Source organism: Microbulbifer maximicatervae (SeqCode), from assembly GCF_052467955.1.
The window spans coordinates 1,034,083-1,058,295 of sequence record NZ_CP174329.1; the positions used below are offsets into that span (position 1 = coordinate 1,034,083).

A 24,213-nucleotide genomic window follows, 5' to 3' on the forward strand; every position below is an offset into this window, starting at 1 on the left:
AGTGGAAAGCAAAAGACGCTGGTTAGTTCCAGAGGTAGTTCAGACCTCTAATATGGACTGTGGTCCGGCTTCCCTGAAGTGTTTGCTCGAAGGTTTTGGTGTAAATACACACTACGGCCATTTGCGCGATGCCTGCCAGACTGATGTAGATGGAACCTCGATAAATACCCTGGAAAAGATTGCGGTAGAGCTTGGGCTAGAAGCTGCCCAGATGGTGGTTCCCGTGGATCATCTCTTATTGAACTCCACCGGCTACTTGCCAGGATTGGTTGTGGTACGGCTACCAAACGGTAACACTCATTTTGTCGTGGCCTGGAAAAATCATCGCGGTATTGTGCAGGTGATGGATCCCGCCAGTGGTAGGCGTTGGCCTAGCGCACGTCGTTTTTTGGATGAGTTGCATGTCCACATCCTACGGGTGTCTCCTCAGGGCTGGAGAAGCTGGGCAGGTGGTGATGACTTTATTGCCCCGCTTAAAGAGCGTATTGCACACTTAAAGGTTGGCGATACTGTGGCCACCACGCTCTGTGACAAAGGGCTAAAAGATAAGAGTTGGCTGTCGCTGGCATTTCTCGATGCATCCGTTCGAATGCTCACCTCATTAGTTACGTCTGGGGCGATAAAGCGAGGAACTGAAGTCAGTGGTATGTTGCAGCGGCTGTTTGTTGAGTTTTCTACAGATACCAGCCAAGCATTTTCTCTAGTGCCAGAGAGTTACTGGTGCGCTAGGCCGTCCCGTCCCCGTGGAAGTGAGCCGGCAGAGACAATTGAACTGTCGCCAGAGCAGCTGGCATTTAGTGGTGCGGTGATCGTGAGCGTAAAAAGGGTCCGCGATGTCAGTGAAGTTAAACCGAAATCGGAAGCGCTATCCAGGGCTTTGCGAGAGCCACCGGTTCAACCTCTCAGGCAGCTCTGGGGGTTGATGCGCGAAGATGGATTGATTGCGCCACTCACTATATTTATTGCTATGCTCGGAGCGGTATTGGGGCTGATGTTCGAAGCCTTGCTTTTCCGTGGCCTGATTGATATCCACAGCGAGTTAGCCACAGAGATACAGCGAGCAGGCACGATTGCATTGCTGTTGATCTTTATGATCACATTAATGCTATTGCAGTTTCCCGCAGCAAAAGTCCAAATGGTGGTCGGGCGCCGTTTGGAAAATCGTTTCCGCATAAGGTTTTTAGCGGCCCTACCCAAAATACCTGATCATTTCTTTCAGAGCCGTCCCACCTCTGATACAGCCGAACGCTCACACCGCATTGCCGCCTTGAGAGGTTTGCCTGTTCTCGGAACGAGTCTCATTTTTAAAATTTTCTCCCTGTTCGCTACTGCACTCGGAATAATCTGGCTTGCTCCAGCTGCCGCTCCTTTGGTGCTAGTCATGTCGGTATTGCAAGTTGCTGTACCCTTGATGTTCCATCCAGTACTCACTGATTACAGTATGAGAGTACAAACTCATGCGGGAGCCCTGGCTCGCTTCTATATGGATGCGCTGCTGGGAGTTATTCCAATCCGTACGCACGGCGCCGGTGAGTCTGTACGGCGTGAGCATGAAAACCTGCTCACTGAATGGATAAGGGCTGGATACTCATCACTGAGTTTTCAGCTCAATAGCCAGGCGGTACAGCTGTTGATTAATTGTACCCTCAGTAGTGTATTGGTGATTTATTGTGTTAATGCACGAGGGGCAAGTCCCGATCTGCTTTTATTGATTTATTGGGTATTGGCATTGCCGCCGCTGGGTGAAGAAATTGCGGGACTGATGCGAAGTTATCCACGGCAACGGAATTTTTTACTGAGAGCCCTCGAACCGCTGCAAGCAGTCACTGAAACAGACACAGATAAAAATTCCGCTGATAGTGTGGAATTTTCCCCGGCAAAACCGGTGGGTATCAAGTTTGAGAATGTCACCGTTAATACCAGCGGTCGCACTATTCTCGACAGGGTAAATCTGGAAATTAACCCCGGTGAGCAAATTGCTGTGGTCGGAGCATCCGGCGCTGGCAAGTCGAGCCTTGCCGGATTATTGCTGGGGTGGCACAAACCCGCCAGTGGCCGTGTGATGCTCAATGGTAGAGAGTTGAAGGGAGAATTACTGCATCGTTTTCGCCTTCACTGTGCCTGGGTTGATCCCGCAATTCAGCTGTGGAATAGCAGCCTTCTGGAAAACTTGAGTTACGGCAATAAGCCCGGAGCTCCCCTTTACCCCATTTTACAGCAAGCGGATTTGCTCAAGCTGGTAGCAGCGCTACCGGAGGGGCTGCAAAGCCCGCTAGGCGAAAGTGGTGCCCTGGTCAGTGGTGGTGAAGGGCAGCGCGTACGTCTGGGGCGCGCACTTGGCCGCGAGGAAACTGCTTGTGTGATTCTGGATGAACCGTTCAGGGGGCTTGATCGCCAACAGCGGCAGCGCCTGATGAACCGGGTGCGGGAGGTTTGGCAGGGGGTCACCCTGATCTGTATTACCCACGATATCAGTGAAACCCGGGACTTTCCTCGTGTTTTGGTCGTGGACGAGGGTTGCATTATTGAAGATGGTAAGCCCAGTGAGCTTCAAGCCCAGGGCGACACGCGCTATGCGCAGCTACTGGCAGCTGAAAGCAGTCTCTGGCAAGAGTGTTGGCAGAGTAGCAGTTGGCGTCACTTGCGCATGGCCAGCGGTCAATTGACAGAAGTACAAGGAGTTCCTGGGGCGACACCGGCCTCCCGGTTTACGGAGGTTGCCAGTGAGCAGTAAAGAATTAATGCCCTATTGCTGGCCAGTGTCGCAGCTGGAGGCCGCCTTACAAGCGTTGGCAAAATACAGCGGCTTGGAGCCTGAAGTAGCGGAGCACAAATCCCTTGGAAGCACCCTGGAGTTGAATGCCAGGTTGCAGGCAGGTGCTGAAGCTTTGGACTTGCAAGTGGAGCAGGTGAGTTGTAGCTACCCAGAGCTGGAAATCATGCTGTTGGGAGCCGCCCCGGCGCTGTTGCGGGTTCGCTTTCCCGAGGGGGAATATTTTATCGCACTGTGTGGTGGCAGGGGGCATAAGTTACAGCTGCTCACACCGGCACTGCACCTGGAGAAAGTTTGCCTAGAGCTGGTTATTCAGCAGCTGGCTCGCGAGCTTGAAGGGCCCCAGCGCGAGCGTATCGAACAGTTGCTGGATAGTGCACACATTCAAGGGCGTCGGCGCAAGAAAGCCATGACCGCCCTGCTGCGGGAAAACCTTGCCGGCGTACGCCTGGATGATTTCTGGTTGTTGCGTCAATCCTCTCACCGGTCTTTCCGCCTACAACTTCGCCAGCGCGGGTTGTATTGGCGCTCTGCCGCCATGCTTGCCTGTCACAGTGCCCAGATGGCTATTTTTCTGTGTAGCTGGTGGGTGATAGGTAGGGCTGTGCTCGAGGGCCATATTGATACTGGCTGGCTATCTGCCTGGGTATTGTTATTGGTGACTCAGGTTCCCCTATCCCTGCTCACAGCCCGGCTGCGAGGTGTGGTCTCCGTTGAGACCGGTGCACTCCTGAAGCAGCGATTGCTTGCCAGCGCGCTGCGCGTTATTCCCAGTCGTATTCGCCATATGGGGTCGGGTCAGGTATTGGGCAGGGTTTACGATGCGGAGAATATAGAAGCCAGTGCGTTACAGGGTGCCTTTTTATTATTGCTCGGCGTTGTAGAACTGTTAATTGCAGCCTCAATTTTACTGATGGGAGCTGGTGGCCTTATCTACGCAGCAATTTTGCCCCTATTTTTAGCGGTTGCGTTTTTCCTGGGGCGGGCACAGTACTACGGCCGCAAAGAGTGGACGTCACAGCGCCTTTCAATGACCCACCGTTTGATTGAGAAAATGATCGGCCACCGCACCCGCCTCGCGCAGCAGGCACCTGGCGACTGGCACCGGGGCGAAGACAGTGAGTTAAATAACTACCTGGCGATTTCCTCTCACATGGATAACACCATGGCGCGTTTGCAGGCTTTTTTGCCGCGCCTCTGGTTACTTCTTGGGGTAGTGGGGTTGGCTCCAATATTTATCGCTAACAGTATTAGTAGTACCCAGCTCGCGATTGCCTTTGGAGGTATGTTGTTGGGGTATCGCGCGGTCTTGAAGTGTATGAGTGGCTTTACCAGTGCTTTGAATGCAGCAATTTCCTGGGAAAAAGTACGTGAATTATTTTTCTTGGAAGAGTGCATTGTAAAGGGAAGCGTGGGGTCGGCAATGGTTACGCCGTCGGGCCAGCAAAGTTCCTCGCAACCACTGTGTTATTTACGCGATATTGGCTTTACTTACAAAGGAAAAGATCAAGCGGTGTTGGCGGGTTGCAATCTCAGTATTTATCCTGGCGATCGGCTTTTACTACAGGGCGCTTCTGGTTCAGGTAAATCTACTTTAGCGAATATTCTCACCGGTATTCAGCGGCCGGATGAAGGTTTATTACTACTTAATGGCTACGACCGGGCGAGTATTGGTGCTGAGCCTTGGCGCAGGATGGTCGCATCAGCTCCCCAGTTTCATGAAAATCATGTGCTGGGAGATTCATTTCTTTTTAATTTATTAATGGGAGACCAGTGGCCACCTCACCAGGAGAGCCTGCGCAAGGCTTATGCAATTTGTGATGAGCTGGGGCTGACCCCGCTATTGAAAAAAATGCCGGCGGGGATTTTACAAACGGTTGGCGAGATGGGGTGGAGGTTGTCTCATGGCGAGATGAGCCGTTTATTTATCGCCCGTGCGCTTTTACAAAATGCTGAGTTAGTGGTGTTGGATGAGAGTTTTGCGGCACTCGATCCGGAGAACCTGCAGATGGCGGTAGCCTGTGCGCAGAAAAATGCAGATACCCTGATGGTGATTGCCCACCCCTAGAGCGCTAAGTTTATTTTTGGGGATTTTACTTAAGTAACCTATGGAAGGAGAGGTATTATGTACCTCGAATCTAATAAAAAAGCCCGCATAATGCGGGCTTTTTTATTATCAAAATCAAGTCTTTAGCTTCTTATAATGCATGCGATGGGGTGTTGCATCCTCACCTTTGCGCTGCACAAAGTCCTCGTGGTACTCGGTGTAGTTACCCTCGAAGAATACCGCTTCACTCTCACCCTCATAGGCGAGGATATGGGTGGCAACGCGGTCCAGGAACCAGCGATCGTGCGAGATTACCAGGGCACAGCCGGGGAAGTTGAGCAGGGCTTCTTCCAGGGCGCGCAGGGTTTCGATATCCAGATCGTTGGAGGGTTCGTCCAGCAGCAGTACGTTGGCGCCCTGCTTGAGGGTATAGGCCAGGTGCAGGCGCCCGCGTTCACCGCCGGAGAGTTCGCCTACGCGCTTCTGCTGGTCACTGCCCTTGAAGTTAAAGCGGCCAACATAGTTGCGCGAGCCCACTTCGTAGTTGTTGATCTTGAGCATATCGTGGCCGTCTGAGATGGCTTCCCATACGGTCTTGCTGTCATCCAGGTTTTCACGGCCCTGTTCAACGTAGGCGACCTTAACGGTTTCCCCCATCTTGATCTCACCGGAGTCCGGCTGCTCGGTGCCGCTGATCATACGGAACAGGGTGGACTTACCGGCACCGTTACCGCCGACGATACCTACAATTGCGCCCTTGGGCACGCGGAAAGACAGGTTGTCGATCAGCAGGCGCTCGCCGAAGCCTTTGCTCACACCTTTAAACTCAATCACATTGTCGCCGAGACGCTCGCCGGGCGGAATGTAGATTTCGTTGGTCTCGTTGCGGGCCTGGAAGTCCTGGGACTGCATTTCTTCCAGGCGGGACAAACGGGCCTTGTTTTTGGACTGACGGCCCTTGGGGTTTTGACGGGCCCACTCGAGTTCCTTTTGCATGGCTTTGGCGCGAGCCTGTTCGCCGCGCTGCTCTTGCTCCAGGCGTTTTTCTTTCTGTTCCAGCCAAGTGGTGTAGTTACCTTCCCAGGGGATGCCGTGGCCGCGGTCCAGTTCCAGAATCCAGCCGGCAACATTGTCGAGGAAGTAGCGATCGTGGGTGATGGCAACCACAGTGCCAGTGAAATCGTGCAGGAAGCGCTCCAGCCAGAATACGGATTCCGCATCCAGGTGGTTGGTGGGTTCGTCGAGAAGCAGCATATCCGGGCGGGACAGCAGCAGGCGGCAAAGGGCCACACGGCGCTTTTCACCGCCGGACAGATTGTTTACGTCCGCATCCCAGGGGGGCAGGCGCAGTGCGTCTGCGGCAACTTCCAGGCGGTGCTCCAGGTTGTGGGCGTCCCAGGCCTGGATAATGTCTTCGAACTGTTGCTGTTTCTTGGCCAGGGCATCGAAGTCTGCGTCGGGCTCGGCGTAATCGGCGTAGACCTGTTCCAGGCCGGCGAGGGCGTCGATGGCTTCGCGTACACCGTCCTCTACGTTGCCGCGCACGGTCTTGCTGGCATCGAGTTGCGGTTCCTGGGGCAGGTAGCCGACCTTGATGCCGGGCATTGCGCGGGCTTCGCCGTTAAAGTCCTGGTCGACCCCGGCCATGATGCGCAGCAGGGTGGATTTACCTGCGCCGTTTAGACCGAGTACGCCGATCTTGGCGCCGGGGAAGAAGGAGAGGGAGATGTCCTTGAGGATCTCGCGCTTGGGGGGCACTACTTTGCCCACCCGGTTCATGGTGTATACGTATTCGGCCATTTGGGGTTCCGTAATGGGTGTTGGAATCGGTCAGATTTTGCGCGCAACTTATCAGTTTGCGTAAAAAGTGCAACCGGGTATCTCTTAGGTAGCCCGCTGTACTCGCGTGTGGCTGACGTCAAATGTGATCTGTGTTTAACTGCGACACTATCTAGTACAAGAGCTATAAGACGAATAAAAATGGATCAGGATTCCCCGGTGTTGTTTTCCCGGCGCGGCGCCCTGGCGATCGCGACACTAAACCTCCCCAAGGCTCTCAATGCCTTAAATTCACCCATGATCGATCTGTTATCGGCCCAGCTAAACCGCTGGGCTGAAGACACTGAAGTTGCAGCAGTCTGGATCGATGGCAGTGGCGACAAGGCGCTGTGCGCTGGCGGCGATGTGGTGGCGCTGTATCGGGAGTCCGCCGCCTATGGTGAGACACCGGACTACGGCTTCACCACCGACTTCTTCTCCCGCGAATATCGCCTGGACTACCAGATTCACACTTACGCCAAGCCCGTCGTGGTGTGGGGCGGTGGCTTCGTGATGGGAGGCGGTATCGGCATTATGGCGGGAGCCAGCCACCGGATTGTGACCGAAACCACGCGTATGGCAATGCCGGAGATTACGATTGGTTTGTTTCCCGATGTGGGGGGCAGCTGGTTCCTGAATCGTATGCCCGGGCGCCTTGGACTTTTCCTGGGACTGACCGGTGCGCAGTTTAATGGCGCCGATGCCCTGTTTGCCGGTATGGCGGACCGCATAATCGGTCAGGGCCAGCGGGAGTCAGTCTTGTCTGCGTTAGCGGAGCTCAGTTTCGGTGAAAACCTGGAAGCCAATCACCAGTTAATTAGTAATTGCCTTAAATCCCAGGAGCTGCCCCTTCTGGAGCGGCCTGAGTCTGCTCTGCGAGAGCATTATGACCAAATCCAGCAGCTTACCGATTTTGCCACCTTGCCAGAGGTTTGTGCTGCCATCAGTGCATACCAGGGTGTGGATAAGTGGTTGCAGCGGGCAGCTGCCACTTTGGCAGGTGGCTCTCCGCTGACACCCTGGATTGTGTGGGAGCAATTACAGCGGGCTCGACACCTGTCCCTGGCGGATATCTACCGCATGGAGTTGGCACTCGCGGTAAACCTCTGTGCCAGTGGCCACTTTAAGGAAGGGGTGCGCGCGCTGTTGATTGATAAAGACCGCGAACCCCAGTGGCAACCTGACAGCTTGGAACAGATTACACCTGCGCAGGTGGAAAGCTGCTTTGAGGGACCCTGGGCTGGTGAGCACCCACTGGCCGACCTGTAGATATCGTATTTACCGAGCGTCCCGGGCTGTTAATCGCCAGGGATACCAACAACAAAATAGGGAGTGGCTTTTATGGAAAAGATAGCCTTTTTTGGTTTGGGTAATATGGGTGGCCCCATGGCTGCCAACTTGGCGAAGGTCGGCTATACCGTAGCGGCATTTGATTTGAGCCCTGTTGCTCTGGAACAGGCACAGCGAGATGGCTGCCTGCCCTGTGACAGTGCCCAACAGGCTGTTGAGGGCGCGGATATCGTAATTTCCATGTTGCCCAGTGGCGACGCGGTGAAAGAGCTCTACCTGGGAGAGGCTGGGTTGTTGCAGCAACTCCCGGCCGATACCCTGATTATCGACTGTTCGACTATCTCTGCAGAGGATGCCTGCCTGGTCAGCCAGGCTGCCGGGGAGCATGGGTTGAGAGCGATAGATGCTCCGGTATCCGGTGGTACAGCTGCGGCACAGGCGGGGACGCTTTGCTTTATGTGCGGCGGGGATGAAGCGGCATTTGATGCAGCGCGGGCCCCGCTGCAGGTGATGGGCAGTAAGATATTCCTCGCCGGTGCTGCCGGTGCCGGGCAGGTGGCAAAGATCTGCAACAATCTGTTGCTCGCGATCCATATGACCGGTACCGCAGAAGCTTTACAGCTGGGAGTGGATAAGGGGCTGGATGCCAAGGTACTGAGCGATATTATGCGGGAAAGTTCGGGTAATAATTGGTCCCTGGCTAACTACAATCCCTACCCGGGCACTATGGAGAGCGTGCCTTCGGCAAAGGGTTATGCCGGCGGTTTCAGTGTGGCATTGATGCTCAAGGACCTGGGACTGGCTATGGATGCCGCCTCAACCAGTGCATCCTCTACTCCGATGGGAGCCCTGGCGAAAAATCTTTTCCAACTGCATGGCGCTAGTGAGGAAAACCGGCAACTGGATTTCTCCAGTATTCAGAATATGTTCCGGCGCCCAGCGGGCAGCCTTACTTAGCGCTTGTTTAAAGGCCTTGCACCACAGTCTGGCAATGTCGGCAGTGGTGCAGTTTTGGCCTGGTTTGCTTGCCCTCAACTCTGTCATCTAAAGAAAAAATTTGCGGTAGTTCTCAATTTGGCAAGATCGTATCAAATACCATTGAGTGCTCGGTTCCCTCGGACTTTCTGAGCCGCTATCTTCCCCGCCCCTTCCCGGAAACGGGTCTCCCTTAAACAGCGCAATTATCTTGCTGCTGCACATTCCAATGGATTTTTTTCCAGGTAATTCGGCAGCTTGATTTGGATCAAGCAGCCTCAGGCAGTCAGCGAGTAACCTGTCCGCGACTTGTGATTGTGCCTGGAGGGGGGCCCTTCCTGAGTCGGGAAAAATGCCTAATCGCTTTATGGAGAAGTTAATGAATCGTATAACTGCTTGTGCGACAGCCGCTTTGACCGCCGTACTTTCTGCACCCGCACTGGCCTATGAACAAGGCAGTTTAATTCTGCGCGGTGGCATGGCCACTGTAGCACCCGATGCTAATTCCAGCGTACTTTCCTTGAATGGAACCGGCATCAACCAAACCGGTGTTGATGTGGATAACGGCTCCGCACTGGGCCTGACCGGCGTCTACATGTTCCGCGATCACTGGGGTTTGGAACTGGTTGCCGCAACGCCGTTCAGCCACGATATCGAAGTTGTTGGCGAGGGCTTGGGCAGCTTCGACCTGGGGGAAACCAAGCACCTGCCGCCGACTCTGTTGGTTCAATGGTATCCGATGGAGCCACAGTCCAACATTCAGCCGTATGTTGGCCTGGGTGTGAACTACACCGCTTTCTTTGATGAAGAAATCAGCAGCACCGCCGATAGCGCTTTCGAAAGCCTTGGCGCTACCGGTGATGCAGAACTGTCCCTGGACAATTCATTTGGCCTGGCAGCAGAAGCCGGTATCGATTTTACCTTCGGTGCCGATCAACGCTGGCTGTTCAATATGTCTGTGTTCTGGATGGACATTGAGACCGACGCCAAAGTCAAAGTACCTGGCCTGGGTGAAGTGACTGCCAATGTGGATATTGATCCGCTGGTTTACATGGCTGGTCTGGGCTACCGCTTCTAAAAGGTAGCAATAAATAGGTCTGGGGTAGAGCAGTCACTGTGGTTTTCTGGTCGAAGACCCGGTGGCTGCTTTTTTGTTTGTGTCGGATTTCCAAGCAAACTACCGAACGAGGTGTGAATGAATATGAAGCAAGAGATTAAAAGCCCCGTGGGAGGGTTGTCTGAAGAACTCTTATCCCGTTATAGCGGACCCTGCCCGCGCTACACCTCGTATCCTACCGCCGATCGTTTTCACACATTAAATGGAATTGAGCCCTGGGCAGCACTGCAGGATATTCGCAGCTTGTCCCTTTATGTTCATATTCCTTTTTGCCGTTCTCTCTGTTACTTCTGCGCTTGTAATAAAGTAATCACTCACCAGTATGGATTGGCTTCCAGTTATCTGGATCACTTGCTGCAGGAAGCCCAGTGGTACCGGGATAAGGTGGCTGATGTCCCCGTTACCCAATTGCACTTGGGCGGTGGTACGCCGACATTCTTGAGTGATAGTGATATGCGTCGCTTAATGGGAGGGCTGGCTGAAGTTTTTGATTTGCGCCCAGGCGACGGGGTTGAATACAGTATTGAGGCCGATCCACGTACCCTTGAGTTAGAGACCCTGGATACCCTGCGAGAACTGGGTTTTAACCGCTTGAGCCTGGGGGTGCAGGATTTCGATATCGAAGTTCAGCGTTCAATCAATCGTATCTGCAGTGCCGACCAAGTTACGGAGTTGACCGTAGCGGCGCGTGAGCGCGGGTTTGAGTCCATTTCCTACGACCTGATTTACGGACTACCCAAGCAGGGGCTGAGCAGCCTGCACCGCACTTTGGATAAAGTGCTGGAGCTGCAACCGGACCGCATCGCTCTTTATCACTATGCACACCTGCCACACCGATTTAAGGCCCAGCGCCTGATTGATACGGATTTAATCCCTTCTGCCGCAGAAAAAGTGGCGATGCAGCTGGCGGCTGTAGAGCACCTGGGTAAGGCGGGGTATGAATTTTTGGGGATGGATCACTTTGCCCGTCCTGGGGATGAACTGGCTAAGGCAGCCCATGCCGGTATGCTGCAGCGCAATTTCCAGGGTTACACCCTAATGCCGGCAGATGCTTTGGTCGGTCTGGGGGCATCGGCGATCAGCTACAGTCGCGATGGCTACTGGCAAAATTTACATCGCTTAAAAGAATATACTCAGGCGATTGGAGAAGGGAAATCTGCAGCCTGCCGCGGCTGGTTAATGGATGATGAAGATCGTTTGCGCCAGTGGATTATTAGTGAATTAATGTGTCGTTTGCGCCTGGATAAAAACCTTGTTGAACAGCGTATAGGTGCTTCCTTTGAGGAGTATTTCTCTGAGGAATTAGTGCGCTTACAGCCTATGTTTGACGATGGTCTAATTTATCAGGATAACGAAAATATTATTGTTACCGAGGAAGGCCGCTGGTTCGTGAGAAATGTTGCCGCTGCATTTGATATGTATTTGCACAGTCAAGAAACAGATGCGAAATATTCACGTGTTCTATAGCTACCGGTAGGAGACTAACGGCTCGACAGCCGTTACAATTGCGGCAAATTAGTTTACCGACCGGTTTAGTATGATGGATTCCTCTACAGCTGTTAGTTGCGGCAACTGTTCAGTCAGGCGTTTGTGCTTGCCAGCTGGTTTGTGTCAGTCTGATATTGATCGGCTAGAGCAGATCACGCGTCGAAAGAAAATAATTAAAGCGGGGGAGACCCTTTACCGAGCTGGCGATCCGTTTGCCAATCTCTATGCAATTCGCTCAGGCAGTTTTAAAACTGTGGTGATTGCTGCAGATGGTGACACTCAGGTCACCCACTTCGCTTTACCTGGGGAACTGCTCGGTCTGGATGCCTACAGTACTCGGGTACATCCGAGTTATGCGGAAGCATTGGAAGACAGCAGTGTTTGCCTGCTGCCTTTTACTCAACTGGAAATTTTGGCCCAGCAGGTGACAGCCCTGCAGCAGCAGATTTACAGCATTTTTTCTGAAGAGTTGCGCCAGGAAAACGATATTTTAATGTTGTTGGGCAAGCGCTCTGCCGATACTCGTTTGGCGGCTCTTCTGATTAATATTTCCAGCCGTTACGCTCGCCGTGGATACTCTCACAGTGCGTTTGTTTTATCGATGCCGCGCACTGATATCGCCAATTATTTGGGTTTGACAGCGGAAACTGTCAGCCGGCTTTTCTCGCGTTTTCAGCGAGAAAAATTAATTAAGGTGAGTGGTCGATCAGTTGAGATTATTAATTTAATTGAACTCAGTGAGCTAGCGGGTACTCACTGTGGTTATGATGAAGACTGAATTTTTAAATAGTGTCCTGGCTTTATAGTCAGTCAGGACACTACCCAATCCACTAAACTTCAGCAACCGTTTCGACTGCTGATATTGCCTCCGCCCACTTTTCTTTATCTGCCTCTGAAATGTAGCTCGCTTTAAAACTATTCAGGGCCAGTTTTTTCGCCTGCTCTTTAGTCATGCCCAGACTTTCGCTAAGGGCCAGATAATTTTTATTAACGTAACCGCCAAAGTAAGCGGGATCATCTGCATTAACAGTGACACACAGGCCGCGCTCGAGGAGTGACAAAATGGGGTGTTGGTTCATATTGTCGTAGACACAGAGTGCGGTATTGGAGAGCGGGCAAACGGTCAGGGGGATATTTTCCGCTTTCAGGCGCTCAATTAGTGCTTCGTCCTCAACGCAGCGAACCCCATGGTCGATACGGCTCACGTCCAGAAGATCGAGAGCCTCTACGATATAATCGGCAGGCCCCTCTTCACCAGCATGGGCAACTCTCTCAAGCCCTAGCTCTTTGGCCATAGCAAAAACGTTTTCAAATTTGCTGGGTGGATGACCCAGCTCAGAAGAGTCCAGCCCAACACCTTTTATTAAGTTGAGGTATGGTTTTGCCGCTTCCAAGGTGGCAATTGCTTCCTCTTCACTCAGGTGGCGTAAGAAGCACAAAATAAGGTGGCTACTTATTCCCCACTCATTTCTTGCATCATCAAGAGCGCTGTTAATGCCCTTGATAACCACACCGATATCAATGCCCCTCTCTGTATGGGTTTGGGGGTCAAAGAAGATCTCTGTGTGGACAACATTGTCTTCACGACAGCGCTTGAGATAAGCCATGGTCAGATCATAAAAATCCTGCTCATGGATCAGGACCGAAGCGCCTTGATAATAAATATCGAGGAAGGACTGTAAATTATGAAATTTATAGGCTGCTTTAATTTCCTCAATACTGGAAAAGGGAATTTCAATATTGTTGCGCTTGCTCAACTCGAACATTAGCTCCGGTTCCAGTGAACCCTCGATATGGAGATGAAGCTCGGCTTTTGGCAGTGCTTTCAAAAAGTTCAAATCGGCAATGGACATAGAAATACCTTGTTGCGGGACTACCTGTGAACGTGAATGCGCCGGAGGCTATCCAACATTCCGACTCACAGAAACTGTCTGGGCTATAAAAGGGCGCTAATGGTATCAGGTTACACCCTCTGAGAATAAAGCTGGCGGAGCTTATTTTGCGGCTTATTCTGACTCGCCAGCCCTATTGTTTAGCTGCAGCCAGATTCATTGCCAGAAAATACACCGACCGGTTTACTTACTGCTATTCATGTGTATACTGCACTGAGTAGTTTACATCTTGAGATTGATTAACTGATACTGAGGAGAGAGCAATGAGTAAGGTTGCCTTGATTACCGGGACTTCCACAGGGCTGGGGCAGAGTCTGGCGCTGCAAATGGCCAAGCAGGGGTTTAGGGTCTTTGCCACCATGAGAGATCTCTCCAAGGCCGACCAGCTGATAAATGCGGCTCCTCAGGGGGCGGCTCTCGAAGTGATGGAATTGGATGTAACAGATTCTGACAGTATTCAGAACTGCGTAGATACCATTATCCGGGATGCTGGGCGTATCGATTTATTGATCAACAATGCTGGCGCTGGTTTTGTAAAGACCACTGAACACGCCAGCGAAGAAGAGATACGTTGGGTGACGGATGTGAACTACCTCGGTGTAGTTCGCTGCACTAAAGCAGTTTTACCCCATATGCGCGAAGCTCGTAGTGGACACGTTATCAATATTTCGTCAGTGGGTGGGCTAGTTGGGCAGCCGTTCAATGAGCTGTATTGTGCGGCAAAATTTGCTGTTGAGGGTTATACAGAGGCCCTGGCAAGTTATATAACCCCTGCCTTTAATATTAATTTTACCGCTGTCGAGCCCGGTGGTATCCACTCAGAGTTTGCCAATAATGTGCTTTCGCAGTTGGAGCGGAGCCAGGGGTATCCCGAAGATGAATACCAGGGGGTCTTCAATCAGTATATTGGTGGTATGAGGTCGCGAAGCCCAGAGCAGACAGCTGAGATATACCAGACATCTGACCAAGTAGCCGACGTGGTTTTACAAGTGGTACAGGCTGAGGAGCCACCTATTCGGGTCAGAACATCCAAGTGGGCCAATAAACTTTGCAATTTTAAGAGCGGCTTGGATCAGGATGGCAAAAAACAGCAACGAATGGTAATCGAAAGCTTTTTACCTGAGTTTTAATCTTTTAACTTTACGAATTTAGCACATAGGGCAAGTTACTAACTACAATGTGTGTTGCTTAGTATTATGGAGTGTATTTACCAGGACAAGCCGGTTATGAAAGAGTCAAAAAGTTGATTCATGGCCGGCAATAGTATTACTGTCAGTAAAAGAATTTGGTTGCCTAGCTATGACCAAGTCAGCGCAGGCCGTAAGTTGTAGTAACTGTTCAGTCAAGCGTTTGTGCTTGCCTGCAGGGCTGGTGCAGGCGGATATTGACCGGCTTGAACGTGTTACCCGCAAGAAAAAGGTAATTAAAGCGGGTGAAACCTTGTATCGAGCAGGTGACCCTTTCCAAAATCTCTATGCGATTCGCTCTGGAAGTGTCAAAACAGTAGTCATTGGTGCAGATGGGAATATCCAGGTAACACATTTCGCCCTTCCTGGTGAGCTGTTGGGGCTCGATGCTTATAGTAGTCGGGTTCACCCCAGTTATGCGGAGGCACTGGAAGATAGCAGTGTGTGCTTGTTGCCATTTGACCAACTGGAAACCTTAGCTCAGGAAGTTCCAGCACTGCAGCAGCAAATCTATAGCATTTTTTCCGAAGAGTTGCGGCAGGAAAATGAAATCTTAATGTTGCTGGGAAAGCGTGCTGCTGATGCTCGCTTAGCGGCATTGTTGATTAATATTTCCAGTCGCTATGCATGTCGTGGTTACTCCCCCCGTGAATTTGTACTCTCTATGCCGAGAACGGACATCGCCAATTACTTGGGGTTAACAGCGGAGACGGTGAGCCGTTTATTTTCGCGTTTTCAGCGAGATGGACTGGTGAATGTTAGTGGTCGAATGGTTGAAATCCTTGACTTGTTGGCGTTGAGTGAATTGGCTGGAACCCATTGTGGCTACGACTGATAGCCGTACAGGTTTTCACTTTTCCAATTGATTTTCTGGAACCTAACGCTTCTTTTTTATAGCGGCTATTGAGCACGCTGGCGCATAAAGCCTCCTAATTTTAATTTTTATTCCTTGTCTATTTCGGCAGTATCTGGGTCATTTTAGCCAGAATAGCTGCGAATACTGCCGTCTTAAAAGGGTACGATGGTTCTAATTTGGTGTCACCATTTTGGAAGTGTTTTCTTTTCTCCTTTGTTTAAGAGGGTTTGGCTGTATAGCCTGGATATTTGTAGCTCTCTTGCCTGGTATTTTTTGTATTTCACACCTCTAGCAAATATCCAATAAGCCATAGTAGCCTTTGTCACAGAGCGCTAGTCAGTAAGCCTCAAAAAAATAAGAAGTGAGAGGAAGGGAAGTATGCCTGTCAGAGAATTTGATCTAGTTAAGATTTTTGCAGCGGAAGGAACACAAGTGGGAGATGCTCCCAACCTGGTAATTTCTGCTCACGGTGCAACAACCAAGCAAATTTTTTATCCCAAAGGACACGGAGGGGATAACCTCTTTTTCTTTTCTCCCCATGGTTACTCTCTAAATGATCCGGGTATTGGTAGCGTCTTGAGTGGCAATGCCAAATATCATGAGTGGGTTGGTAAGGGAAAGGTTTGTCATAACTATACCCTGAGCAAATTTCAGGGGTATCACGGGTCAACAACCGGTCAGATTCTAGGCCGCGTTACTCGCCATTTTATTAAAGGTGAGAGCTATGCCGATGTGCAAAAGGCTGTAGATAATGCCCATGAGCACAATGAGATGGTGCGAAATCTGGATCCCAATAATCCCATGCATCAACCTTATATTAAGAAAGGGGTTAAGCCGGTAATGTCGGCGGACTTATTGACTATTCGCAATAGAGTAAAAATGGATAACCCCACCTTAGTGGATGTTCTAAACATTCTGCATAGAAATAATCTTCACTATGAAAATATCTATTGTTCTTTTTGTCGAAGCGAAGTGAGTTTTAGCAATATCCTTATTGGAACTCCATCCTGGGACAGCAAAATGCAGCGACCAACCACCTAAACGGTGTCTTTTAACTTCGTATTCAATTCTTAAGTAGAGAAAAGATGGTGTCCGTTAAGCTAGAAATGTGAATGCATTTTTATTATGGGTCACCATCTACCAATTTGTTACGGCTCACTTCTTTGAGCTTGCCGAGCCTAAACTTTTTTCCTCAATTCCTCCTTATTTTTGTCATATTTATTTCATACCTCACTCATTTGACTAATACTTAGTCCAAAAAATTTTCCTCTTCGTGACTAATGTCAAAAATCATGCAATAAAACTTGAGTATGGATGATTGGTCATAGTAGGTTGTTAGTACGGTTGTTTTGTTTGGAGGGGTGACCCTCTTATTTCTGTACTCGACGTTAGATAGGTGTCATATGCCTGTTCGTGAATTGGATTTAGTCAAAATTTTTGCACCGGAAGGTACCAATGTTGGGGATGCGCCGTCCCTGGTGATTTCTGCCCACGGTGCCGCAACCAAGCAGGTTTTTTATAATAAAGGTCACGGTGGCGACAACCTGCTTTTCTTTGCACCTCACGGTTACACGTTGGAAGATCCTGGCCTACAAGATGTTGTAGATGGGAAAGCAAAAGTTCATGAGCATATTGGCAAGGGTAAGATATGCCGTAACTATATGTTAAAAAAATTTCAGGGGTACCACGGCAGTACAGCCGGACAGATTTTTGGTCGCCTATCGCGTCGATTTATTAATGATGGTGAGAGTTACGCTCAGATTCAGAATGTTGTGGATGAAGCCCATAATCACAATGTGAAAGCTATTCGGAATCAGGCAAGACTGCAGCAATATGACTTAAATGATCCCTTTCAAAAGTCTCTGTATGACGCAAAAGTTGGTGCTTCTTTGTACACCACAAAGATGGAAGCTAACTTCTTGACGATTCGAAATAGGCACAATCAAAAGAGTCCAACCCTGGCTGATGTGCTCAATATTCTGCATCGGAACAACTTACACTATGAGAATATTTACTGTTCTTTTTGCCGCAACGAGTTGAGCGTAGGTAATCTTATATTGGGAATGCCTTCCTGGGACAGTAAAAAGAGGAAGGTGAATACTTAGAAATAAGTAACTGAGTAATTTACGGGCAAAAAAAGGGGGGCGTAAACGCCCCCTTAATCCACTACTTATCAGGAGTGTGTGGAGAAAGCTAATTCCTTTTCAGATTCCTTGTGACCAATACCCGTCTTCCTTGTTTCCTGTAGCCAATCCATGGCCTCTTGTTGCTGTTTGAAATAGCGGACTTCACCGCTAACAAACCAGCTCCCGACTTTTGTGGCTATTTGCTGCCACTCCTCATCCCCAAGTACAGCGACATGCGAGAATTCATTGCCGTGCTTTAAGGCCAGCTTGAACTCATCCCAGATCGCGTGCATCCCCCAGCCCTCGAAATCCCGGAGATCAATCAGTAATTGAACCTGAGGTTTTTTTACCCCTACCAGAGCATATTCTAACAGTGGTGTTATATGCTCATAATCCTCATGGGTTAATTCACCAATTGCCTTTATGTAAAGGAAAAATTCATCATTTATGCGTTCCATGCCAATGGATATGCCGTGGCGTTTAAACTCCATTAACATTTCCTCCCTGCTGTTTAGGTGACCTAAGCTAATGCCTGCGCGGGCATTTGATGTTGTGTCAGATCTTCGTGCAGGGACTCGTAAATTTTTCTGGTTGCCCTGTCGAAATATCTGCAGCTTAATTCACTGATCTGTTTCTGAATATAAATCCAGTCGGTAGTCCCCAGGTACTGTTCGATCTGTGGGAAAATAGATTTATTTTCCAAGTCCATATGCTTGCGTTGCAGCTTCAGGTAGGTGTTGCAAGCTCCTTGCAGTACTCTCCGTTCAACGGTCGCATCATTGGCAATAGCGTAAAATAAAGCGCACATGTGTTTTGTCGCTGCGGCTATATTTTCATGCTGCATTTGCGCTTCGTAAATTGATTCCCTGTCATGTACTGGCTTAGTCAACAGCCGGGAAAATATTAAGTCCTCAACTGGGTGGTGATATCTATCCGGGTACGCCGATAAATAATCCAAAGCATCAAGGATCAGTGACAAGGTGTTTGGATCGCGGTCGCCGCAGCCAAAAAGATCCAGGAGTAATTGCTCAAAGGCGTTGAGCAACTCTTGCATATGTTTATGGTCACAGCACAGTTGTCGGTAGATGGCATTCATCCCAGACCTCCGCGATTTGTCGATGGGTCTATTGTTGCCATATGTACCAATCCAAAGTTGATTTGGATCAAGTGAGGGGGACTTAGTGGGACTCAAGGTGGAATTTACCGCTACCTACTCAGGGGAGGGCTGGGGTTATCAATAGGTATGAGGCTGACCATGCCGCTGAATTCCTTGGGTCAACTCTTATCTGTACCTCGTTGTATTTGACCACAAGATAAATTAAACCTATTTTCGAGTAGCCCTTTCTTCAGTTTTTTCCACAAGTACGCTCTTCTGTCGGACCTAGATAAGGGTGTGTCTGATCCTTCATATTTTAATAATTTCTAATGACGTGTTGTTGCACATTTAAGCATGCTGCGATGTTTCCCGTTGTTCAATAAATTTATTGGTGCTGAAGTCGTAGGTTGTCATCGAATTATTCCGCAGCGCTCTATTTATGTGTCACGACAAAGTTAATGAAACAGGATGGGAGTGTTAATGAAAATAGTTAAGGCTGGTATAGGTATGCTGGCACTCGTTGTTTCAGCGGGCGCAATTGCCGAGGGCGCCTACTGGGGGGGCGTGGCCGGAATAACAGATTTTGATTTCAAGGGGGTCGATAATCCACTGAATTTGGGACTGCGAGCAGGTTATGTGCGGGCCTCGGGTTTTGGGGTGGAAGGTGAATATACCAGTTCACTATTAAGTGGTGAGACTGAGGCTTATGGTCGGAATGTGGATGTAGACATACGCACTCTTGCTACTTATGCGACTTACAGAACAGAGGGGGACTGGTACCTGAAAGGACGCCTGGGCCTTCTCTATGAAGACGTTTCTGTTGGCAGCGCAAGTAGTGATGACTTGGGTGTCAGCTTAGGGGCTGGAATTGGTTATAGCCTGAATGAAATTTATCATCTGGAGCTTGAGTACACCGTATTAGAGAAGGATGTCAGTTATTGGTCAGGCGGGTTTAGCCTGAGATTTTAATTGCCCCTTTCCTAAGTTTGACTAATGGTGACACCTCTTTTTAAAAGCTCCCAGGTTACATACTGACCTGTCTAAGTGAACACTTGTGCCAGTTGATTGTGCCCCTATAATCCCTGCCCTTTGATCAGACTTCGAGATTTAAGGGGAAGATGGTGGGCTTTAATCTCAAGGCAATGGCTGCAGTTACCGCTCTGTTGTGTTCCGCTACCGCTTATGGGCAGGGTGCGTATATCGGTGGCGTTTTCGGTGTTTTGGATGTTGATGCCAGGGGGGAGAGTCCTTTAAATGGGGGGATTCGAGCCGGTTATACCTGGGGTTCTGGCTGGGGATTCGAGGCAGAAGTCACCGACTCTGTCATTGATGGTGAGTTCGACTACTACTGGTACGATTACAACTACTCCCTGGCAACACAAGCTGTTTATGCCACCTATCGCAGCCCGGGCAACATTTATCTGAAAGGTCGTATCGGCTACCTCCATGAGGAGTTGGAGATAGATAATTGGGAGAAAGAGTACTCGGATAACGGTGCATCTGCCGGGCTCGGGGCTGGTTTCAAACTGACCGACGAGGCGACCCTGGAACTGGATTACACCATCATTGAGTCAGATGTGAATTACTGGTCTGGCTCTGTGGTGTACAAATTCTGACCGTCTCTTTAAGGTGGACGGGTTGGTCCCGCCACGTCTCTGCATTTGCGCATTCATGCTGCCCTTGGTGTACAATGCGCGCCTTTCTAAAATGCCCAGAATGCATTGAGCAGTAGGGCCATCCCACGCTGGGAGCCTTTGGTCCTACTCATAAGTCTGGGCGCTGTGGTATCGAGTTTTACAAGCCTCTACTCAAGCCCGCTTTACCGAGGGAACACCATGTTTGATTCATCTGTCACTTTAGCTTCTTACGACCCGGAAATTTGGGAAGCCATCCAGGAGGAAGACTCTCGTCAGGAAGACCATATCGAGTTAATCGCCTCTGAGAACTACACCAGCCCAATGGTAATGGAAGCTCAGGGCAGCAGCCTGACTAACAAGTATGCCGAGGGCTATCCAGGCAAGCGTTATTACGGCGGTTGTGAGTACGTGGACAAAGTGGAAACCCTGGCCATTGAGCGGGCCAAGGAGCTGTTTGGTGCTGATTACGCCAATGTGCAACCGCACTCTGGGTCACAGGCTAATGCGGCTGTTTACCAGGCGCTCTGCGCCCCAGGTGACACTGTACTGGGCATGAGTCTGGCCCACGGTGGCCACCTTACCCACGGTGCCCGCGTTAACTTTTCCGGCAAGATCTACAATGCAGTGCAGTACGGTCTGAACCCGGAAACTGGCGAAGTGGATTACGAGGAAGTTGAACGCCTGGCGCTTGAGCACAAGCCGAAGATGATCGTGGCTGGTTTCTCTGCCTATAGCCGAGTGATGGATTGGGCGCGTTTCCGCGAGATCGCTGACAAAGTGGGTGCTTACCTGTTTGTGGATATGGCTCACATTGCAGGCCTGGTTGCCGCTGGTGAGTATCCCTCCCCAATCTCCCACGCCGATGTTGTGACTTCTACTACTCACAAAACCCTGCGTGGCCCCCGCGGCGGTATCATCCTGGCGCGCGCCAACGAAGAGATTGAGAAGAAGCTCAACTCCGCCGTATTCCCCGGTGGTCAGGGTGGCCCGCTGATGCATGTGATCGCGGCGAAAGCGGTTTCTTTCAAAGAGGCCATGACCCCTGAATACAAGGCCTACCAGAAGAAGGTTGTGGAAAATGCCCGCGCAATGGCGGAGACCTTCCTCGATCGCGGTATCAACATTGTATCCGGTGGGACCGATGATCACCTGATGCTGGTTGACCTGATTGGCAAAGAGTACACCGGTAAGGATGCGGATGAAGCCCTGGGTAACGCCAACATCACCGTTAATAAGAACGCGGTACCCAACGACCCGCGCTCTCCTTTCATTACCAGCGGCCTGCGTGTCGGTACCCCGGCAATCACCACTCGCGGCTTTGGTGTAAAGGAAACCCAACAGCTCACTCACTGGATCTGCGACGTGCTGGACGCACTGGAGAAAGGTGATGTTGAAGCCACTATCGCCGATGTGAAGCAGAAGGTTCTGGGTATTTGCGCAGAGTTTCCTGTGTATAAAAAAGGCTGATCAGCACTGCTGACAAAAAAGCGGCTCATAGAGCCGCTTTTTTTATGTGTCCCTGTTGAACTTGCGATGCACTGTGGCTGTGCGTGCCGCGGTCACACAGTGCAACGGCTGTGGTAAACTGCGGCCCATTTTCCATTCCGGGGATAATCCCACATGCACTGTCCGTTCTGCAGCGCAGAAGAAACAAAAGTAGTCGATTCCCGATTGGTGGCTGAGGGCGACCAAGTACGCCGCCGGCGCGAGTGCCTGGAGTGCCACGAGAGGTTTACCACATTTGAAACTGCGGAGCTGCTGCTGCCGCGAGTGATCAAGCAAAACGGCCAGCGCGAGCCGTTTAATGAAGACAAGTTGCGCGCGGGTATTCAGCGCGCTGTGGAAAAGCGCCCGGTGAGTATTGAGCGGGTGGAGTCGGCGGTATCTCAAATAAAACACGCCCTGCAGGCGACCGGAGAACGGGAGTTGCCGGCGCGTGCTATTGGTGAATTGGTGATGGAGCAACTGCGTGAGCTGGACCAGGTGGCCTATGTGCGCTTTGCTTCTGTCTATCGCCGCTTTGAGGATGTCAGCGAGTTTAGAGAAGAGATTGAACGCCTGACCAGTAAGGGATCGAAGACAGAATGAGTCAAACGGTTGTACACAGTGCGGAAGCACTGATGGCCCGCGCTATTCAGTTGGCAGAGCGCGGTCTCTACACCACTATGCCGAATCCGCGAGTGGGCTGTGTGATTACTGACGGGGATGGCAATGTTGTCGGCGAAGGCTGGCACAAGCGGGCCGGCGAACCCCACGCTGAGATCGAAGCCTTGAGTGATGCCGGCGACCTGGCTCAGGGGGCTACGGTTTATGTCACTCTTGAGCCCTGCAGTCATACCGGCCGCACAGGTCCCTGTGCCGAGGCGCTGGTAAAGGCCGGCGTGGCCCGGGTTATTTACGGAATGCAGGATCCGAATCCGAATGTCAGCGGTGCCGGATTGCAAATATTGCGCGATGCTGGGATCGAAGTGGAAGGCCCCATCCTGGAAGAGAGGTGTCGCGCTCTAAACCCCGGCTTTATCAAGCGTATGACCCTGGGACTGCCCCTGGTGCGAAGCAAATCCGCCATGAGCCTGGATGGGCGCACCGCTATGGCCAGTGGGGAATCAAAGTGGGTATCGGGCCCTGCAGCTCGCGCCGATGTACAGCGCCTGCGTGCTCGCAGTTGTGCAGTGATCACCGGGGTTGAAACGGTGCACTTCGACAATCCCAATCTCAATGTGCGCGCCGATGAAATGGCACTGGAAATGCTGGCCGCAGAGCGAGCCGCCGAAGTGCAGCCGCTGCGGGTAATTGTTGACAGCCAGCTGCGCACCCCAGCGAGAGCCTTTATTTTGCAGGGGGATGCCCCCACATTGGTGTGCACGACAGAGCGTGCGGAGGCCGAGCGCCGCGAGCGTATTGAGAAAACGGGTGCGGAAGTCGTGGTTTTACCCCACGACAAAGAAGGCCGCGTAGATCTGCTCGCCCTGCTCAAGGAGTTGGCACGACGTCAGTGCAATGAAGTTTTGGTAGAGAGCGGTGCGACCCTCTCTGGTGAATTCCTCTACCGGGGCCATGTCGACGAAATAATTGTTTATATGGCGCCAAAACTGCTGGGTAGCACCGGGCGGCCGCTGTTTGAACTGCCTATCGAGCGTATGGGCTCGATGTTGCCGATTACGATTACCGATATGCGCGCAGTTGGTCACGACTGGCGCATTACTGCAACAACCGATATCGAGCGCTGATGTTTACCGGAATTATTGAAGCCTTAGGCGAGATCGCAGAGTTAAAACCCCAGGGCGGCGACCTGCGTGTGCGTGTGCGCAGCGGTAAGCTGGATCTGGGTGATGTGCAACTGGGGGACAGTATCGCCACCAATGGTGTTTGTCTCACGGTTGTGGACCTGCCCGGTGATGGTTACTGGGCGGATGTCTCTGCGGAAACCCTGGATGTGACAACGGTGGGCCGCTGGAAAAAAGGCGACCGGGTCAATCTGGAAAAAGCACTGACACCCCAGACCCGCCTGGGTGGACACATTGTCAGCGGCCATGTGGATGGTATTGGCGAGGTGGTATGGCGCAAGTCCGAGGCTCGCGCCGAGCGGTTCCGCCTGCGCGCACCGGAAAATCTGGCTCGCTATATTGCCCATAAAGGGTCTATCACCGTCGACGGCACCAGCCTCACGGTCAATGCCGTGGATGGGGCTGAGTTTGAACTCACCATAGTGCCACACACGTTGCAGGAAACGATTATGGCCGGCTATACCGCCGGTACTCGGGTCAACCTGGAAGTGGACCTGATTGCGCGCTACTTGGAGCGGCTACTCCTCGGTGATGAGGCAGCCAAGCCTAGTGGTGGGGGTATGACCCTCGAATTTTTGGCCCAGAACGGGTTTTACAAGCGCTAAAGATGGGCCGTGCACCACG

21 protein-coding genes are annotated in these 24,213 nt (G+C 51.2%); 17 read left to right on the top strand and 4 right to left on the bottom strand.

Going from position 1 to position 24,213, the window contains the following annotated elements; all coding sequences use genetic code 11:
* Position 1: 1 nt before the first annotated feature.
* Both ACJJI5_RS04365 and ACJJI5_RS04370 read left to right on the top strand, forming a co-directional pair.
* Complete coding sequence (locus ACJJI5_RS04365) at positions 2-2,734, top strand: ATP-binding cassette domain-containing protein (RefSeq protein WP_445355618.1); 2,733 nt, start codon at positions 2-4, stop codon at positions 2,732-2,734.
* Positions 2,724-4,841: an ATP-binding cassette domain-containing protein gene (locus tag ACJJI5_RS04370; RefSeq protein WP_445355619.1), complete on the top strand. Its 2,118-nt coding sequence runs from the start codon at positions 2,724-2,726 to the stop codon at positions 4,839-4,841. The genes ACJJI5_RS04365 and ACJJI5_RS04370 overlap by 11 nt, the downstream gene beginning before the upstream one ends.
* A gap of 114 nt (positions 4,842-4,955) precedes the next feature.
* Here the strand turns inward: ACJJI5_RS04370 and ettA are convergent, their stop codons facing one another.
* Complete coding sequence (ettA, locus tag ACJJI5_RS04375; RefSeq protein ID WP_413663399.1) at positions 4,956-6,620, bottom strand: energy-dependent translational throttle protein EttA; 1,665 nt, start codon at positions 6,618-6,620, stop codon at positions 4,956-4,958.
* Between the two features lie 180 nt (positions 6,621-6,800).
* On the opposite strand from ettA, the gene ACJJI5_RS04380 reads away from it, so the two are divergent.
* From ACJJI5_RS04380 to fnr (ACJJI5_RS04400), 5 genes are all read left to right on the top strand, one after another.
* Positions 6,801-7,907, top strand: coding sequence for an enoyl-CoA hydratase/isomerase family protein (locus ACJJI5_RS04380; protein ID WP_445355620.1), 1,107 nt, complete (start codon positions 6,801-6,803; stop codon positions 7,905-7,907).
* 72 nt (positions 7,908-7,979) lie between these two features.
* On the top strand, positions 7,980-8,885 hold the full coding sequence (gene mmsB, locus ACJJI5_RS04385) for a 3-hydroxyisobutyrate dehydrogenase (RefSeq protein WP_445355621.1): 906 nt from the start codon (positions 7,980-7,982) through the stop codon (positions 8,883-8,885).
* 397 nt (positions 8,886-9,282) lie between these two features.
* Positions 9,283-9,981: an OmpW/AlkL family protein gene (locus tag ACJJI5_RS04390; protein ID WP_445355622.1), complete on the top strand. Its 699-nt coding sequence runs from the start codon at positions 9,283-9,285 to the stop codon at positions 9,979-9,981.
* 123 nt (positions 9,982-10,104) lie between these two features.
* Complete coding sequence (hemN, locus tag ACJJI5_RS04395; RefSeq protein ID WP_445355623.1) at positions 10,105-11,487, top strand: oxygen-independent coproporphyrinogen III oxidase; 1,383 nt, start codon at positions 10,105-10,107, stop codon at positions 11,485-11,487.
* A gap of 73 nt (positions 11,488-11,560) precedes the next feature.
* Positions 11,561-12,286 (top strand): fumarate/nitrate reduction transcriptional regulator Fnr, encoded by a 726-nt coding sequence (gene fnr, locus ACJJI5_RS04400; protein ID WP_444916193.1) that lies wholly within the window; start codon positions 11,561-11,563, stop codon positions 12,284-12,286.
* Positions 12,287-12,338: 52 nt separating this feature from the next.
* On the opposite strand, the gene ACJJI5_RS04405 is transcribed toward fnr (ACJJI5_RS04400), so the two are convergent.
* Positions 12,339-13,361: an adenosine deaminase gene (locus tag ACJJI5_RS04405; RefSeq protein ID WP_445355624.1), complete on the bottom strand. Its 1,023-nt coding sequence runs from the start codon at positions 13,359-13,361 to the stop codon at positions 12,339-12,341.
* Positions 13,362-13,663: 302 nt separating this feature from the next.
* Here ACJJI5_RS04405 and ACJJI5_RS04410 point away from each other — a divergent pair, with 302 nt between their 5' ends.
* From ACJJI5_RS04410 to ACJJI5_RS04425, 4 genes are all read left to right on the top strand, one after another.
* Positions 13,664-14,530 carry an SDR family oxidoreductase gene (locus ACJJI5_RS04410; protein WP_444896045.1) on the top strand — a complete coding sequence of 289 codons (867 nt, stop codon included), beginning with the start codon at positions 13,664-13,666 and terminating at the stop codon, positions 14,528-14,530.
* Between the two features lie 169 nt (positions 14,531-14,699).
* Entirely contained in the window at positions 14,700-15,422 is a 723-nt protein-coding gene (gene fnr / locus ACJJI5_RS04415; RefSeq protein ID WP_445355625.1) for a fumarate/nitrate reduction transcriptional regulator Fnr, read from the top strand.
* Positions 15,423-15,821: 399 nt separating this feature from the next.
* On the top strand, positions 15,822-16,484 hold the full coding sequence (locus tag ACJJI5_RS04420; protein ID WP_444896047.1) for a putative adhesin: 663 nt from the start codon (positions 15,822-15,824) through the stop codon (positions 16,482-16,484).
* Between the two features lie 362 nt (positions 16,485-16,846).
* Positions 16,847-17,548 (top strand): putative adhesin, encoded by a 702-nt coding sequence (locus tag ACJJI5_RS04425; protein ID WP_445355626.1) that lies wholly within the window; start codon positions 16,847-16,849, stop codon positions 17,546-17,548.
* Positions 17,549-17,616: 68 nt separating this feature from the next.
* Here the strand turns inward: ACJJI5_RS04425 and ACJJI5_RS04430 are convergent, their stop codons facing one another.
* On the bottom strand, positions 17,617-18,060 hold the full coding sequence (locus tag ACJJI5_RS04430) for a SpoIIAA family protein (protein ID WP_445355627.1): 444 nt from the start codon (positions 18,058-18,060) through the stop codon (positions 17,617-17,619).
* 29 nt (positions 18,061-18,089) lie between these two features.
* The gene (locus ACJJI5_RS04435) at positions 18,090-18,665 is read right to left on the bottom strand and encodes a hemerythrin domain-containing protein (RefSeq protein ID WP_445355628.1); all 576 of its coding nucleotides are present in this window, start codon (positions 18,663-18,665) and stop codon (positions 18,090-18,092) included.
* Between the two features lie 480 nt (positions 18,666-19,145).
* Here ACJJI5_RS04435 and ACJJI5_RS04440 point away from each other — a divergent pair, with 480 nt between their 5' ends.
* The 6 genes from ACJJI5_RS04440 (at position 19,146) to ACJJI5_RS04465 (ending at position 24,194) form a co-directional block, all read left to right on the top strand.
* Positions 19,146-19,634 (top strand): outer membrane beta-barrel protein, encoded by a 489-nt coding sequence (locus ACJJI5_RS04440; RefSeq protein ID WP_444896050.1) that lies wholly within the window; start codon positions 19,146-19,148, stop codon positions 19,632-19,634.
* 152 nt (positions 19,635-19,786) lie between these two features.
* A complete protein-coding gene (locus ACJJI5_RS04445; protein ID WP_445355629.1) occupies positions 19,787-20,281 on the top strand; it encodes a porin family protein in 495 nt (164 codons plus the stop codon).
* A 219-nt stretch (positions 20,282-20,500) separates the two neighbouring features.
* The gene (gene glyA, locus ACJJI5_RS04450; protein WP_108734578.1) at positions 20,501-21,769 is read left to right on the top strand and encodes a serine hydroxymethyltransferase; all 1,269 of its coding nucleotides are present in this window, start codon (positions 20,501-20,503) and stop codon (positions 21,767-21,769) included.
* A 153-nt stretch (positions 21,770-21,922) separates the two neighbouring features.
* Positions 21,923-22,390 carry a transcriptional regulator NrdR gene (gene nrdR / locus ACJJI5_RS04455; RefSeq protein WP_108734577.1) on the top strand — a complete coding sequence of 156 codons (468 nt, stop codon included), beginning with the start codon at positions 21,923-21,925 and terminating at the stop codon, positions 22,388-22,390.
* Positions 22,387-23,532 (top strand): bifunctional diaminohydroxyphosphoribosylaminopyrimidine deaminase/5-amino-6-(5-phosphoribosylamino)uracil reductase RibD, encoded by a 1,146-nt coding sequence (gene ribD / locus ACJJI5_RS04460; RefSeq protein ID WP_445355630.1) that lies wholly within the window; start codon positions 22,387-22,389, stop codon positions 23,530-23,532. Before nrdR ends, ribD begins: the two co-directional genes overlap by 4 nt.
* Complete coding sequence (locus tag ACJJI5_RS04465; protein ID WP_108734575.1) at positions 23,532-24,194, top strand: riboflavin synthase; 663 nt, start codon at positions 23,532-23,534, stop codon at positions 24,192-24,194. The genes ribD and ACJJI5_RS04465 overlap by 1 nt, the downstream gene beginning before the upstream one ends.
* Positions 24,195-24,213: the final 19 nt, after the last annotated feature.

Coding starts and splice junctions, on each gene's coding strand:
- nrdR (WP_108734577.1), top strand. CDS start 21,923: ATGCACTGTCCGTTCTGCAGCGCAGAAGAAACAAAAGTAGTCGATTCC.
- ettA (WP_413663399.1), bottom strand. CDS start 6,620: ATGGCCGAATACGTATACACCATGAACCGGGTGGGCAAAGTAGTGCCC.
- fnr (WP_445355625.1), top strand. CDS start 14,700: ATGACCAAGTCAGCGCAGGCCGTAAGTTGTAGTAACTGTTCAGTCAAG.
- ACJJI5_RS04425 (WP_445355626.1), top strand. CDS start 16,847: ATGCCTGTTCGTGAATTGGATTTAGTCAAAATTTTTGCACCGGAAGGT.
- ACJJI5_RS04465 (WP_108734575.1), top strand. CDS start 23,532: ATGTTTACCGGAATTATTGAAGCCTTAGGCGAGATCGCAGAGTTAAAA.
- ACJJI5_RS04420 (WP_444896047.1), top strand. CDS start 15,822: ATGCCTGTCAGAGAATTTGATCTAGTTAAGATTTTTGCAGCGGAAGGA.
- ACJJI5_RS04405 (WP_445355624.1), bottom strand. CDS start 13,361: ATGTCCATTGCCGATTTGAACTTTTTGAAAGCACTGCCAAAAGCCGAG.
- ACJJI5_RS04390 (WP_445355622.1), top strand. CDS start 9,283: ATGAATCGTATAACTGCTTGTGCGACAGCCGCTTTGACCGCCGTACTT.
- hemN (WP_445355623.1), top strand. CDS start 10,105: ATGAAGCAAGAGATTAAAAGCCCCGTGGGAGGGTTGTCTGAAGAACTC.
- ACJJI5_RS04435 (WP_445355628.1), bottom strand. CDS start 18,665: ATGAATGCCATCTACCGACAACTGTGCTGTGACCATAAACATATGCAA.
- mmsB (WP_445355621.1), top strand. CDS start 7,980: ATGGAAAAGATAGCCTTTTTTGGTTTGGGTAATATGGGTGGCCCCATG.
- glyA (WP_108734578.1), top strand. CDS start 20,501: ATGTTTGATTCATCTGTCACTTTAGCTTCTTACGACCCGGAAATTTGG.
- ribD (WP_445355630.1), top strand. CDS start 22,387: ATGAGTCAAACGGTTGTACACAGTGCGGAAGCACTGATGGCCCGCGCT.
- ACJJI5_RS04410 (WP_444896045.1), top strand. CDS start 13,664: ATGAGTAAGGTTGCCTTGATTACCGGGACTTCCACAGGGCTGGGGCAG.
- fnr (WP_444916193.1), top strand. CDS start 11,561: ATGGATTCCTCTACAGCTGTTAGTTGCGGCAACTGTTCAGTCAGGCGT.
- ACJJI5_RS04440 (WP_444896050.1), top strand. CDS start 19,146: ATGAAAATAGTTAAGGCTGGTATAGGTATGCTGGCACTCGTTGTTTCA.
- ACJJI5_RS04430 (WP_445355627.1), bottom strand. CDS start 18,060: ATGGAGTTTAAACGCCACGGCATATCCATTGGCATGGAACGCATAAAT.
- ACJJI5_RS04380 (WP_445355620.1), top strand. CDS start 6,801: ATGGATCAGGATTCCCCGGTGTTGTTTTCCCGGCGCGGCGCCCTGGCG.